This is a genomic window from Fulvimarina endophytica (assembly GCF_003403015.1).
GTDB classification, from domain to species: Bacteria; Pseudomonadota; Alphaproteobacteria; order Rhizobiales; family Rhizobiaceae; genus Fulvimarina; species Fulvimarina endophytica.
In genome coordinates, this window is the sequence record NZ_QURL01000002.1 from 441055 (window position 1) to 454235 (window position 13181).

13 protein-coding genes are annotated in these 13181 nt (G+C 66.6%); 9 read left to right on the forward strand and 4 right to left on the reverse strand.

What is annotated here, in order from left to right; translation table 11 throughout:
* Nucleotides 1-70: 70 nt before the first annotated feature.
* The gene (locus DYI37_RS05505; RefSeq protein ID WP_116682190.1) at nucleotides 71-691 is read right to left on the reverse strand and encodes a flavin reductase family protein; all 621 of its coding nucleotides are present in this window, start codon (nucleotides 689-691) and stop codon (nucleotides 71-73) included.
* Nucleotides 691-1269 (reverse strand): nitroreductase family protein, encoded by a 579-nt coding sequence (locus DYI37_RS05510; protein WP_245413780.1) that lies wholly within the window; start codon nucleotides 1267-1269, stop codon nucleotides 691-693. The genes DYI37_RS05505 and DYI37_RS05510 overlap by 1 nt, the downstream gene beginning before the upstream one ends.
* A gap of 217 nt (nucleotides 1270-1486) precedes the next feature.
* Here DYI37_RS05510 and DYI37_RS05515 point away from each other — a divergent pair, with 217 nt between their 5' ends.
* From DYI37_RS05515 to DYI37_RS05555, 9 genes are all read left to right on the forward strand, one after another.
* On the forward strand, nucleotides 1487-2629 hold the full coding sequence (locus DYI37_RS05515; RefSeq protein ID WP_147307888.1) for a hypothetical protein: 1143 nt from the start codon (nucleotides 1487-1489) through the stop codon (nucleotides 2627-2629).
* 128 nt (nucleotides 2630-2757) lie between these two features.
* Nucleotides 2758-3438 carry a thiamine phosphate synthase gene (locus DYI37_RS05520; protein WP_116682193.1) on the forward strand — a complete coding sequence of 227 codons (681 nt, stop codon included), beginning with the start codon at nucleotides 2758-2760 and terminating at the stop codon, nucleotides 3436-3438.
* The gene (locus DYI37_RS05525) at nucleotides 3435-4454 is read left to right on the forward strand and encodes a tetratricopeptide repeat protein (protein WP_245413781.1); all 1020 of its coding nucleotides are present in this window, start codon (nucleotides 3435-3437) and stop codon (nucleotides 4452-4454) included. Before DYI37_RS05520 ends, DYI37_RS05525 begins: the two co-directional genes overlap by 4 nt.
* 174 nt (nucleotides 4455-4628) lie before the next feature.
* Nucleotides 4629-5192, forward strand: a complete 564-nt coding sequence (gene efp, locus DYI37_RS05530) for an elongation factor P (protein ID WP_116682418.1) — start codon at nucleotides 4629-4631, stop codon at nucleotides 5190-5192.
* 164 nt (nucleotides 5193-5356) lie between these two features.
* Complete coding sequence (locus DYI37_RS05535; protein ID WP_116682194.1) at nucleotides 5357-6220, forward strand: inositol monophosphatase family protein; 864 nt, start codon at nucleotides 5357-5359, stop codon at nucleotides 6218-6220.
* 193 nt (nucleotides 6221-6413) lie between these two features.
* On the forward strand, nucleotides 6414-7460 hold the full coding sequence (locus DYI37_RS05540) for a MotA/TolQ/ExbB proton channel family protein (protein ID WP_116682419.1): 1047 nt from the start codon (nucleotides 6414-6416) through the stop codon (nucleotides 7458-7460).
* Nucleotides 7461-7463: 3 nt separating this feature from the next.
* Nucleotides 7464-8498 (forward strand): peptidoglycan -binding protein, encoded by a 1035-nt coding sequence (locus DYI37_RS05545; RefSeq protein ID WP_116682195.1) that lies wholly within the window; start codon nucleotides 7464-7466, stop codon nucleotides 8496-8498.
* Nucleotides 8499-8674: 176 nt separating this feature from the next.
* A complete protein-coding gene (locus DYI37_RS05550; RefSeq protein ID WP_116682196.1) occupies nucleotides 8675-9934 on the forward strand; it encodes a PQQ-dependent sugar dehydrogenase in 1260 nt (419 codons plus the stop codon).
* A 241-nt stretch (nucleotides 9935-10175) separates the two neighbouring features.
* Entirely contained in the window at nucleotides 10176-10511 is a 336-nt protein-coding gene (locus tag DYI37_RS05555; RefSeq protein WP_116682197.1) for a c-type cytochrome, read from the forward strand.
* A 92-nt stretch (nucleotides 10512-10603) separates the two neighbouring features.
* Here the strand turns inward: DYI37_RS05555 and DYI37_RS05560 are convergent, their stop codons facing one another.
* Nucleotides 10604-11017: a DUF7282 domain-containing protein gene (locus DYI37_RS05560; protein WP_116682198.1), complete on the reverse strand. Its 414-nt coding sequence runs from the start codon at nucleotides 11015-11017 to the stop codon at nucleotides 10604-10606.
* 138 nt (nucleotides 11018-11155) lie between these two features.
* A complete protein-coding gene (locus DYI37_RS05565) occupies nucleotides 11156-12961 on the reverse strand; it encodes an ABC transporter transmembrane domain-containing protein (protein ID WP_280986911.1) in 1806 nt (601 codons plus the stop codon).
* Nucleotides 12962-13181: the final 220 nt, after the last annotated feature.

The window sequence follows — 13181 nt, forward strand, 5'->3', positions numbered from 1 at the left end:
TCGGGCCGCAGCATCGGCGAAAAGAATTAAGCTTCGGTTCACCATGTTCGTTAATCGGCAGGTTTCGATGTCAGATATCGCTGCCGTCCGGCGTGCGGGGCCGGGGAATGGTGAAGACAGTGTCGGAAACGCTGTAATCCAGATAGCCGAGACGGGCGAGGGGCGCGGCGAGCGCCATGTCGATGCGCCCGTTCACCAGAATACGCTCGTCGATATGGATGCCGACCACCTCGCCGATGACGACGAAGGCGCCCGGATGCTCGCCCGAGCGGGTCTTCGGCCGGAAGCTGTCGGTGACGATGCATTCGAGGGCGGCCGGGCTCTCGGCGACGCGCGGCGCGCGGACGATCTCGCACGGTGCCTTGGTGAGGCCCGTCATCTCGAATTCGTCGACCTCAGAGGGCGCGTTCGCGGAGGAGCGCACCAGCTGCTTGGCCAGTTCTCCGGTGGCCAGATTGCAGACGAACTCGCCGGTCTCGACCGCGGTGCGCGCCATGTCCTTGATGCCGGCGGAGGCGACCATCACGAGCTTGGGCGAATCGGCGATGGCGTTGAAGAAGCTGTAGGGCGCGAGATTGGCGGTGCCGTCCTTGGAGAGCGTCGAGATCCATCCGATCGGGCGCGGGGAGACGATGGCCTTGAAGGGGTCGTGGGGCAGGCCGTGGTCGTTCGTTTCGGTGCGGTAGAACATCAGGCGGCAGGTCCTTGGTAATGGGTAACGATGTCGGCGAGGTCGGGGCGCGGTCGCTCCGAGGGCGCCTCGTTCGGCGTGCCGATATGGATGAAGCCGGCGACGGTCTCCTCGGGCTTCAGGCCGAGAATCACCCGGGCCTCTGCGTCATAGGCCGGCCACTCTGTCAGCCAGGTGGCGGCGTAGCCCTTCGCGTTGGCGCCGTGGATGAGATTGAGGCAGACGGCGCCCGCGGAGAGCTGCTGCTCCCAGATGGGAATCTTCACGTGCTCGGCCGCCGTCGAGACCACGGCGACGACGAGCGGCGCGCGGGTGAACCGGGTCTCCTCGACGCGCCTGCGGATCTCGCTGAGTTCGCCTTCGCGCGATTGGGCAAGGTCCGCGAGGGCGTCACCCGCCCGCTTCGCGCCGTCGCCGGAAAAGACGATGAACCGCCAGGGCGCGAGCTTGCCGTGATCGGGAACCCTCGCCGCGATGGTGAGGATCTGCGTCAGCTCCTCCGCCGAGGGACCCGGCTCGACGAGGGCGGGCAGCGGCAGGGAACGGCGGTTCGACAGATGGGCGAGGAGATCGGGCACGGACGCAGCTTTCGCTTCTGGACGATGTCGGGTGTGTTCTTGCGGACACGTCAGGGCTATAAGCCGTCCGGGACGCGATTCAAGGTGACCGGTGCGTCTCGAACGGCGCGACTTCGCCATGATCTGGCGTCAGGAAGCGTCTTCGGCCCTGCGCGACCTTCGGGCTCCGCGCGCTATCGAGATGGGGGCGAGATTGGGAAAGGGACATCTGTTCGCAATGGTCGATCGCCGATTCCGCCTCCTGCGCAACATCCTCTCCCTCGCGCTCCTTCTCGGCCTCACCCTGCCGTCTCTCGCCCAGTCGGATGGCGGGTCCGGCTTCTTCGGACGCGGCCTCGAGCAGTTCTTCGGCAAGGGCGAGCCAAGCGATCCCAAGACCTACGCCTCACCTTCCGCCAGCGAACTCCTGCCCGATGCCTCCGATGTCGGCGTGCCGCAGATGCAGTCCCTGAAGGCCCTCAGTCCGATCGCTCTTCCCGAAAGGGCCAATGGCCGGGACACCGGCGCGCTCGACCTGCCGAGCATTCCCGCCTATGCGCCGCAGCTGAAGCTCGATCCGAAGGCGATCCGTCCCAAGTCCGAACTGGTGCTGGAGGCCAAGCTCTCCGAGGCCGGCGGGCCGGTTCCGCACGGGCTGGTCTGGCGCCTCTTCTCGGCCATGTCGCCGCTCGACGGCCGTTCCTCGCTGATCGCGACCTCCAGCGAGCCCCAGCCGCATTTCGACGTGCCGCCCGGCCAGTACATCGTGCATGCCACCTTCGGGCGGGCCGGCGTCGTCAAGCGCATCGATTTCACCGGCGAGGAGACGCGGGAGATCGTGGTCCTCGGAGCCGGCGGCCTTAAGCTCGACGCGACCGTCTCGGAGGACGGGGCGAACGCCCCGGCCTCCCACGTGACCTTCGACGTCTATGCGGAGACCGAGCGCGACAGCGACCGCGAGCTCATCGCCAGCGGCGTCGCGCCCGGTCAGATCCTCCGTCTCAATGCCGGGCTCTACCACATCGTCTCCTCCTATGGTTCGGTGAACGCACGCACCGAGGCCGACGTGAAGGTGGAGCCGGGCAAGCTCAGCCATGCCGTCCTCAAGCACCGTGCCGCCCAGCAGACGCTGAAGCTCGTTCGCGAAAAGGGCGGCGAGGCGATCGCCGACACGGCCTGGACGGTGACGAGCATGTCGGGCGACGTGCTGCGCAAGAGCGCGGGCGCTTATGCCTCCATGGTTCTGGCCGAGGGGGAGTATGTGGCGGTCGCCCGCAACCGGGACACGACCTATCAGCGGGTCTTCAAGGTGACAGGCGGCAAGGATGCCGATGTCGAGGTGCTGATGAGCGATCTCGTCGAGACGACCTCCGGCGACTGAAGGCGGCGGGCTTCGCACCTTCGGCGGACGGCAAGTTTCCGTGCCCGCCCGCACGCCCCGACTTTCGCCACGCTTCGATGGCGTATATGCGTCTGCCCGGTGCAACCGATCAAAGCGCGTGCTCATCCATGACTTCCGACGATCCCATCCGCCAGCGTCTGGTCCTCGTGACGACATCGCTCGGCGACGACGGTGCCGACGAGGCGCTGCGCCGCGCCCTGTCCGGCGGCGATGTCGCGAGCGTCCTGATCGATCCGGCCGGCCGCGAGCCCGGCGCGTTCCAGGATTTCGCCGAGAGGCTGGTGCCGATCGCCCAGGAGGCCGGTGCGGCGGCGATCGTCATCGACGACACGCGCTGCGCGGGCCGTGTGAAGGCCGACGGGATCCATCTCAGCGGCGGTCGTCTTTCGGTTCTCGGCGAGACGATCGAGGCCCATGCTTCGCGGATGATCGTCGGCGCCGGCGGCTTCAAGACCCGTCACGACGCCCTGGAAGCCGGCGAACTCATGCCGGACTACATGTTCTTCGGGCGGCTCGGCCAGGACACGGAAGAGGAACCCCATCCCAAGACGCTCGCAATGGCCGAATGGTGGGCGGCCATGGTGGAACTGCCCTGTATCGCGCTCGGGGCGCACGGGCTGGAGAGCCTTTCCGTTCTCGCCGAGACCGAGGCCGAGTTCATCGCCCTCTCGGCTGCGATCTTCGATCCGGCCGGCGGCGAGGCGGAGGCTGTCGGGAAGGCCAATGACATGCTCGAGGAGCGCTACCGGCACCTCAAGGAGCTGGTGAAAGCGAAGGCCGAAGCGTGAAGCGCGTGCCGGGACCCTCGTCTCGTCTCCTGGCCGCGGGCCTTGCCGCCGCCATCGCGGCATCCGCGTGCGGGCCGGCCTTCGCCCAGGATACGGCACCGGCTCAGGTGCCGGCCGGAGCCGGGCCCGGCGAGGCGCTCTCGATGCCGTCCCTGAGGCCGACTGTCTCGGGAACCGAGGAGACGGGCGATCCGGGTGCCCGGGCCTATGCCGCCTATCAGCGCGGCTATTACCTGACGGCCAAGGCGCTCGCCGAACCGCTCGCCAAGCTCGGCGATCCGGCCGCCCAGGCGCTTCTCGGCGATCTCTATCAGAACGGTCTCGGCGTGACGCCCGATGTCGACGAGGCGGCCCGCTGGTTCGAGGCGGCCGCCAAGAGCGGCGATCATACCGCCGAGCTCAACTTCGCCATGCTGCTCCTTTCCGGAACCGGGGTCGCGCGTGACGAGGCCCGCGCCCTCAAGCTTCTGAAGAGCGCTGCCGACGCGAAGCTGCCTCTGGCCGAATTCAACTACGCTCAGCTTCTGATCCGCACCTCGCCGGCCAGCGGTTTCGAAGAGGCGGTTCCCTATTTCCGCTCGGCGGCCGATGCCGGGATCGCCGATGCGCAATACGCCATGTCGCAGCTTCTCGCCTCCGGACGGGGAGGGGAGGAAAGCCTGCCCAAGGCGCGCGAATGGCTGCGCCGGGCCGCGATCAACGGCTTCGAGATCGCCGAGATCGAATACGGGATCTGGCTGCTCAACGGCAAGGGCGGACCCGCCAACCAGCCCGAGGGGTTCCGGTTCCTCGAGCGCGCCGCGCTTCGCGGCAATCCGATCGCGATCAACCGGGTGGCCCATCTCTACAAGGACGGGCTCGGCACCGCTCCCGACACCGCCGAGGCCGCCAAGTGGGCGGTCGTCGCCAAGCGCCTCGACAACAGCGATCCGGTTCTCGACGATTTCTTCGAGGGGCTGAGCGACGAGGCGCGCAAGAGCGCGCTCGAAGAGGCGAACCGCTTCACGACCGGCTGAGAACGGCGTCTTTTGCGCGCTCGCGCTTGATGCAGGGCCGGATTTATGGTGTTGAGCGCGCGAGGAACGGGCGATCGCGACGATCTCCGTCATGACATGGTCCGCCGATGGGCGCCGTCCGGAACCGGAACGGGCGCCATCGGCCTTATCATTCGAAACGCTTTCGAGACAAAGATGAAGATCAACGGCAACGAAATTCGCGCAGGCAACGTCATCGAGCACAAGGGTGGCCTGTGGGCCGCCGTGAAGACCCAGCACGTCAAGCCCGGCAAGGGCGGTGCCTTCGCCCAGGTGGAGCTGAAGAACCTGATCGACGGCACCAAGCTGAACGAGCGCTTCCGCGCGGCCGAGACGGTCGAGCGCGTGCGGCTGGAGCAGAAGGAATACCAGTTCCTTTATGCCGAAGGCGAGATGCTGGTCTTCATGGACTCGGAGACCTTCGAGCAGCTCGAACTCGTCAAGGACTTCGTGGGCGAGCGTGCCGCCTTCCTTCAGGACGGCATGACCGTGACCGTCGAACTCTACGAGGAAAAGGCGATCGGCATCCAGCTGCCCGATCAGGTCGTCCTCGAGATCACCGAGGCCGATCCGGTGGTGAAGGGGCAGACCGTATCCTCCTCCTACAAGCCCGCGATCATGGAGAACGGCGTGCGCGTGATGGTGCCGCCCTTCATCTCCGCCGGCGAGAAGATCCTCGTCGACACCAACGAGATCACCTATCTGCGCCGCGCCGAATAGGTCTTCTTCCGCCGGATCTTCCCGGCACAGTCCAGACTTCGCGCCGAATGCGCGAAGATGCGGGCTCTGCCGCCGGCAGCGTCCGTTCAGATGCCGGCCGATAGCGGACGGGTCCGTGAAACGGCCGTCCCCCGTCGCCTCCGCTTGATCACGACAGGAAACCCATGGCCCGTTCCGCTCTCCTCAACGTCATGTCCCAGGCCGCGACCAAGGCCGGGCGCGGGCTCGTGCGCGATTTCGGCGAGGTTCAGCACCTGCAGGTCTCCATGAAGGGGCCCGCCGATTTCGTCTCATCCGCCGATCGAAAGGCCGAGGAGGTCGTCTTCAAGGAACTGTCCCGGGTCCGTCCCGACTGGGGCTTCCTGATGGAGGAGCGCGGTGCGATCGAGGGGCGCGATCCCCAGCATCGCTGGATCGTCGATCCCCTCGACGGAACGACCAATTTCCTGCACGGCCTGCCGATGTTCGCGGTCTCGATCGCGCTCGAACGCGATGGCGAGATCGTCGCGGCCGTCGTCTTCAATCCGGCGATGGACGAGATGTACACGGCCGAGAAGGGCGGCGGCGCCTATCTCAACGACCGGCGTATCCGGGTCGGCGCCCGCAAGACCCTGCCCGAATGCCTGTTCGGCACCGGCATTCCCTTCATGGGGCTCGGCGACCATGCCGGCTTCCTCTACGAATTGCGCCAGCTGATGGGTGAGAGCGCCGGCATCCGCCGCTATGGCGCCGCGTCGCTCGATCTCGCATTCCTGGCCGCCGGCCGTCTCGACGGTTTCTGGGAGCACGCGCTGAAGCCCTGGGACATCGCGGCCGGCTCGCTTCTCGTGAAGGAGGCGGGCGGCTTCGTCACCGGGCTTTCCGGCGAGCCCTTCGATGTCATGCGCGGCGACATCGCCTGCGGCAACGAGTTCATCCACAAGCTTCTCGTCGGGCAGCTGAAGGAAGCGGCGACCAAGCGGCTCGCGGCACGCCGCGCCGGCGAATCGCGCGAGACCGGCGAAACCGATCCGAACAGCCCGGCCTGATACGCCGGTGTTCTCGGCGAAGGCCGCTTCGGCTCGTGTCTCCGGCCTCGTCCGGCGGCCTAAGGGGATCGGACCGCTTGTTTCAAAATCCCTCGCAATTCCTTATGGTTTCGGGCGAGAGGGCGTTGCGCGCGAAAGCGCCTCGTCTTTGCCGCCCGAACGAGCGGCGGTGAGAATCTAGAAGCGGGACATGATGAAGCTCTTCAGTTCGAAGTCGGACAGCGACGCACGGCCGAAGGCCTACGACCCGACCCGGCTTTCGAGCCCGTTGGTCTTCCTCTGGACGATGCTCGTCTTCCTCGCGCTCGTCGGCTTCGTCGTCCTGATCCTCGGCCGTCAGGTCACCCAGGCCTTCGCCACCAATCCGGGCCTCAACGGCCTCATCGTCGGTGTTCTCTTCGTCGGCGTCGTCCTCGCCATCCTGCAGGTCTGGCGCCTGTCGCGCGAGGTGCGCTGGGTCAACGCCTATCGCGACGGCGACAAGGACTTCGGACGGATGCCCGATCCGGTCCTGCTTGCGCCGATGCGCGCGCTGATCGGCAGCCGGCGCACGCTGGCGCTCTCCACCACCTCCATGCGCTCGATCCTCGATTCGACCGCGACGCGTCTCGACGAGACGCGGGACATCGCCCGCTATCTCATCGGGCTTCTCGTCTTTCTGGGGCTTCTGGGCACCTTCTGGGGCCTGCTTCGCACCATCGGCTCGATCGGCGCGACGATCCAGGGTCTCGATCCGACCGGCGGGGACACAGCGAGCGTCCTCGATGCCCTGAAGGCGGGGCTTGCGGCGCCGCTATCCGGCATGGGGACGGCCTTCTCGTCCTCGCTCTTCGGCCTTTCGGGCTCGCTCGTCCTCGGCTTTCTCGATCTCCAGATCGGCCGGGCGCAGAACCGCTTCTACACCGAACTCGAGAACTGGCTCTCCTCGGTCACGGATGTCGGCTCCGACATGGTCATTCCGCCGACGGGCGAGGGGGCGATCAAGGTCTCGGGAACGGAGGAGATCCAGCGCCTCACGGACCGGATCGATCGTCTGGTGCGCGAACAGTCGTCGGCCCCCAAGACGAGCGCGGCCATGGCCAATCTCGCCGAGAGCATCCAGGGCCTCGTCCAGCACATGCGCTCCGAGCAGCAGATCATGCGCGATTTCGTCGAGAGCCAGGCGCAGGAGCAGCGCGAACTGCGCCGCGTCCTCGACCGTCTGTCGCGCTCGGACAACCTCCAGAACCGGGGGGACTGACCGATGGCCCTGTCGCGAAACAGGCGTGGGGGAGGCGGCGGCGCCGACTACTGGCCGGGCTTCGTCGACGCGCTTTCGACGCTGCTTCTGGCGATCATGTTCCTGTTGTCGGTCTTCGTGCTGGCGCAGTTTCTCCTCAGCCGCGAACTGTCCGGCCAGGATGCCGTGCTCGACCGGCTGAACGGCCAGATCGCCGAACTCACCCAGCTCCTCGCCCTCGAGCGCTCGCAAGCGCAGGACAGCGAGGACGAGATCGCGTCCCTCAGGGCGTCGCTCGGCGCGCTGGAGGACGAACGCTCGCGCCTCCAGTCCGCGCTCGCAGAGAATGGCGGCTCGAGCGAGGCGGCCAATGCGACCATCGCCTCCTTGCGCGACAATCTCGCGGAGGAGGAATCGCTCTCCCAGCGCGCCCGCTCCCAGGTCGAGCTTCTGAACCAGCAGCTGACCGCGCTGCGTCAGCAGATCGCGGCGCTCGAATCGGCGCTCGAAGCCTCCGAGAGCCGCGATCAGGAGAGCCAGACCCGGATCGCCGATCTCGGGCGCCGGCTGAACGTGGCGCTCGCGCAAAGGGTTCAGGAGCTCAATCGCTACCGCTCCGACTTCTTCGGACGGCTGCGCGAGATTCTCGCCGACCGGGACAACGTCCGCATCGTCGGCGACCGGTTCGTCTTCCAGTCGGAAGTGCTGTTTCCCTCCGGCAGCGCGGATCTCCAGAATGCGGGAACGGACGAACTCAACCAGATGGCGAGCGCCATCCGCGATCTCGCCGCCGAGATCCCGTCGGACATCGACTGGATCGTCCGTGTCGACGGCCACACCGACAATGTTCCCCTGTCGGGCACCGGCGAGTTCGCCGACAACTGGGAATTGTCGAGCGCGCGGGCGAGCGCGGTCGTTAAATATCTGATCGGGCAGGGCGTTCCCGCCGATCATCTGGCGGCGACCGGCTTCGGCCAGTTCCAGCCCATCGACGAGGGCGACACGGCGGATGCGCGGCGGCGAAATCGCCGCATCGAGTTCAAGCTGACCGAGCGCTGAGAGGCGCTCCGATCGAGGGTTGCGGTTCGCGCGATCCCCGGCCGGCCCCCGCACGCAAGCCTTCCATCCTGCCATCGGTGGCTGATTGCTTTTTCGCAAATCGCGCTGCACGATCCCCCACGAAGCGGTGGAGGAGCCGCTTCGGTGACCCTGTGAGGGGATTTGGGAGGAATGACATGAAGACCTGGCTTTTGGCCTCGGCGGCTCTGCTCGCCTTGGGCGCGGGATCGGCCGCGCTCGCGCAGGATGTGCCGGATAACATGAAGAAGCTGCAGGGCATGCAGTCGACCGGCACGTCGATGGACTTCAGGACCGTCGAGCAGACCGGCGAATATGCCGACCAGCTGAAAGAGAACCTCAAGAACGTCAAACTGCCGGACGGCTTCAAGATCGACCTCTACGCGGTCGTTCCGGATGCACGGCATATCGCAGTCGGCCCGCAGGGCGTCGCCACCTTCGTCGGCACGCGCAAGCAGAATGTCTGGGTCGTGACCGACCGCGACAAGAATCGCTCCGCCGACGAGGTGAAGGAGTTCGCCCCGTCGATCGACTTCGCGATTCCGAACGGCGTCTGCTTCTCCAAGGACGGCTTCCTCTACATCGCCGAACAGAACCGCGTCCTCGTGCTTCCGGCGGCCGAATTCTTCTACGAGAGCCCGGATGTCGCGGTCGGCGTCGTCGTCGACAAGGGAGACCTCGTTCCGGCATCGGAGGAAAGCTTCAACCACACGGCCCGCGTCTGCCGCATCGGTCCCGACGATCGCCTCTACATCTCGCTCGGTCAGCCCTACAACGTGCCGCCCAAGGAGAAGTCGGAGCTCTACGCCAAGGAGGGCATCGGCGGCATCATCTCCATGAAGCGGGACGGGACGGACCGGCAGGTCTATGCCACCGGCATCCGCAACTCGGTCGGCATGGAGTTCAGCCCCGGCGACGGCAAGCTGTGGTTCACCGACAACCAAGTGGACGGCATGGGCGACGACATCCCGCCGGGCGAGATCAACAAGATCGAGAAGGCCGGCCAGAACTTCGGCTTTCCCTGGTATGGCGGCGGCGATATCCGCACCGAGGAATACAAGGACGAGGAGGTGCCCGCCGACGTGGTCGCGCCGCAGGCCACCACCATCGCCCATGCCGCCGATCTCGGAATGGACTTCTACGACGCCCAGAGCTTCCCCGAGAAATATCGCGGCGGCATCTTCTCGGCCCAGCACGGATCCTGGAACCGCACCGAGCCCGTCGGCGCGCGGGTGATGTTCACGCCGGTCGGCGAGGACGGCACGGCAGGCGAGCCGGAAGTCTTCGCCGATGGCTGGCTCAACGAGAGCGGGGAATATCTCGGCCGGCCCGTGGATGTGGAAGTGATGAAGGACGGCTCGCTGCTCGTCTCCGACGATCTGGCGGGCGCTCTCTACCGGATCTCCTACGACAAGTGATCCCGGAAGATGATGCCGAAACGTCGCATGACGTTTCGGCATCACGTCATGCGGCCAACAACGGCCTGGAGCGAAATGGCGACCCGACCTTTTCGCGTGTCGCTCCAGCGTTCGCCGGTCTCCCGGAGAGGCCGGCGGCCACGCGTCGGACCGCCACGACGATCGGCTCCTGCCTGCGGCGGTGCTCGCCCGAACGGGCGCCGCCTTCGATATTCCCCCATCGCTTTTTGAGGATTCTTCCATGAGGAAACGGCACGTCTTCGCCGTTCTTGCGATCGCCCTCGGTCCCGTCTCAGCCGTCCCGGCGAGCGCTGCGGACGCGGAGGCCGGACGCGGCAAGGCGGGCGCATGCGCGGCCTGCCACGGGCGCGACGGCATCGCCGTCGCACCGGACGCTCCCAATCTGGCGGGCATGAGCCCGATTTATACAGTCGCCCAGCTGAAGGCCTTCAAATCGGGTGCCCGCCAGCACGAGCAGATGTCGATCATCGCCCAGAGCCTCAGCGAGGAGGACATGGCCGATCTCGCCGCCTGGTATGCGGCGATCGAGGTGACGGCGAAGCTGCCCGGCAGCTGACCGCCACGCGAACGAGCATGAAAAAAGGGGCCGCGCGGCCCCTTTTCTCGTTTGAACGCTTTTCTCGTTCGAACGAATGCGTTCCGGTCGTCTTACTGTGCCGAGATGACCTGCATCACCAGCTTGTCGTCCACGCGCACCGGCCCGTCTTCCTTGGCGCCGAGCGTGTACTCGAAGACGCCCGTCTCGTTGCCGCCGTCCTCGGAATGGACCATCAGCATCAGCATGTCGCCGCTCGCGACCTCTTCCTGAAGGATGGCCGCGACATCCTCAGTGGTGCCCGCGCGGATCGGCGCGTAGGCGACGACCGGGCCCGGCTTCATGTCCGCATCCGTGCGGTGGACGACCAGCCAGCCGTTCTTCTCGGCGCTCACGGAATCGGCGGAGACGATGCCGTTGGAGACGTCCTGATCGGAGGCGGTGACCGCTGGCGTCGTGCCGGACTGGGCGAATGCGCTCGTTGCGATGCCGGCGGTGGCGAGAAGTGCGATCATCGTACGGGTCATGAATTCTCCTTACGTTGGTGATGCATCATTGCGATGCTCGTAGGAGGTACGAACCGGACGCAGGATTGCTCCGGTCCTCGCGATCGGTTGATCGAAACGCACGAACCTATCACGCTTCGGTGATCAACAGTGCCGCCGCTATTCGGCGGCCTCGCGCACCTGGCCCGCCTCGAACTGAAGCTGGGCCAGCCGCGCATAGAGCCCGCCCTTTTCGATCAGCGTCTGGTGCGTTCCCTCTTCCGCGATCCGCCCGCGATCGAGAACGAGGATGCGGTCGGCCTTCAGCACCGTCGCGAGCCGGTGGGCGATGACGAGGGTGGTGCGCCCCACCATCAGCTCGTCGAGCGCCCGCTGGACGAGAACCTCGCTCTCCGCGTCGAGGGCGCTCGTCGCCTCGTCGAGGAGGAGGATCGGCGCATCGCGAAGGATTGCCCGGGCGATGGCGATGCGCTGGCGCTGCCCGCCCGAAAGCGTCACCCCCCGCTCGCCCAGAAGCGTGTCGTATCCATCGGCGAGCTTTTCGACGAAACCGTTCGCGAGAGCCGAGGTCGCGGCCGAGCGAACGTCGTCCGCCCGCGCGCCGGGCCGGCCGAAGGCGATGTTGTCGACGACGGAGGCCGCGAAGATGGTCGTGTCCTGGGGAACGAAGGCGATATGGGACCGCAGCTCCGCCGGATCGGTGGTGGCGATGTCCGTGCCGTCGATTGAGATCGTGCCGGAGGTCGGATCGTAGAAGCGCTCCAGCAGCGCGAAGATCGTCGACTTGCCCGCGCCGGACGCGCCGACGATGGCCACCGTCTCGCCGGGGGCGATCTCGAAGGAAAGGTCCGAGACCGTCGGCAGATCGGGCCGGGAGGGATAGGCGAAGCTGACGCGGTCGAAGACGAGGCGTCCGCGCAGCGGCGAGGGGAGCGCCATGGGGGCGGCAGGCGCGAGGATCGAGGGCTCTTCCTCGAGGAGTTCGCTCAGGCGCTCGGCCGCTCCGGCCGCAAGCGCGAGTTCGCCCCAGACTTCCGAGAGCTGCCCGAGGGCGCCGGCGGCAAACACCGCATAGAGAAGGAACTGGCCGAGCGTGCCCGGGGAGAGAGTGTCGGTCGCCACCCGATTGGCGCCGATCCACAGGACCGCGACGATCGAGGCGAAGATCAGAAAGATGGCGACGGCGGTGAGCATCGCGCGCGCCTTGATGGAGGTGCGCGCCGCGCCGAAGGCCCGATCCACCGCGTCCCCGTAGCGCCCCGAGACGAACGGCTCGCTGGTGAAGGCCTGCACCGTCCGCATCGCGCCAATCGCTTCCGTCGCATAGGCCGTCGCCTCGGCGAGCGTGTCCTGGGCGAGGCGGGAGCGCCGGCGCACGCCGCGCCCGAAGGCGACGAGCGGCAGCACGATGAAGGGAATCGCCGAGATCACGATCAGCGACAGGCTGGGGCTCGTCACCACCATCATCGCGAGCGCGCCGAGGAAGAGGATGGCGTTGCGCAGGAAGACCGAGGCGGTCGATCCGACGACCGACTTGATCTGGGTGGTATCGGCCGAAAGGCGCGAGACGATCTCGCCCGAGAGCGACCGGTCGTAGAAGCTCGGCGAGAGCTTCGTCACATGGGCGAAGACGTCCTTGCGGAGGTCCGCGACCACCCGTTCGCCAAGGCTGACGACGAAGAAGTAGCGACAGGCGCTGGAGATGGCGAGAAGCCCGGCGAGGACGAAAAGCATGCCGAAATAGGCATTGATCAGCGAGGTGCTGGCGCCAGTGAACCCCTCGTCGATGACCCGGCGCACCGCGAGCGGCAGGGACAGGGTCACGACAGCCGCCACGGTCAGGAAAATCACCGCGCCGACGACGAGGCCGCGATGGCGCTTCATATAGGGGACGAGCCGCGCCAGAGGGCGCAGATTGCGCCGTTTGCCTGCGGTGTCCGCACCCGTGGTCTTCGTCCTCTTCACGCTCAAGCCTTCACCGTTTCGCCTCTATGTCCGCTCTCCGGAGTGTCGATTCAAGCACGCTGCGACATCCCGGGACGCTTCGGCCTTGCGAGCGGGGCACGGCTTGTGTATAGGCTCGCCCCTGAATTTGGAAGCTTTCAAGGGCTTTCCGTCTCTGGACATTCGAGGCTGACCGACGGCTGATCGCCGGCAAGACTCTTCGTCCGGAAGCGCGCGGGCA

What these genes read in the sequence shown, in the direction of transcription:
- DYI37_RS05505 (WP_116682190.1), bottom strand. Translation starts at nt 691, where the DNA reads ATGTTCTACCGCACCGAAACGAACGACCACGGCCTGCCCCACGACCCC.
- DYI37_RS05515 (WP_147307888.1), top strand. Translation starts at nt 1,487, where the DNA reads ATGGTCGATCGCCGATTCCGCCTCCTGCGCAACATCCTCTCCCTCGCG.
- DYI37_RS05520 (WP_116682193.1), top strand. Translation starts at nt 2,758, where the DNA reads ATGACTTCCGACGATCCCATCCGCCAGCGTCTGGTCCTCGTGACGACA.
- efp (WP_116682418.1), top strand. Translation starts at nt 4,629, where the DNA reads ATGAAGATCAACGGCAACGAAATTCGCGCAGGCAACGTCATCGAGCAC.
- DYI37_RS05535 (WP_116682194.1), top strand. Translation starts at nt 5,357, where the DNA reads ATGGCCCGTTCCGCTCTCCTCAACGTCATGTCCCAGGCCGCGACCAAG.
- DYI37_RS05540 (WP_116682419.1), top strand. Translation starts at nt 6,414, where the DNA reads ATGAAGCTCTTCAGTTCGAAGTCGGACAGCGACGCACGGCCGAAGGCC.
- DYI37_RS05545 (WP_116682195.1), top strand. Translation starts at nt 7,464, where the DNA reads ATGGCCCTGTCGCGAAACAGGCGTGGGGGAGGCGGCGGCGCCGACTAC.
- DYI37_RS05550 (WP_116682196.1), top strand. Translation starts at nt 8,675, where the DNA reads ATGAAGACCTGGCTTTTGGCCTCGGCGGCTCTGCTCGCCTTGGGCGCG.
- DYI37_RS05555 (WP_116682197.1), top strand. Translation starts at nt 10,176, where the DNA reads ATGAGGAAACGGCACGTCTTCGCCGTTCTTGCGATCGCCCTCGGTCCC.
- DYI37_RS05560 (WP_116682198.1), bottom strand. Translation starts at nt 11,017, where the DNA reads ATGACCCGTACGATGATCGCACTTCTCGCCACCGCCGGCATCGCAACG.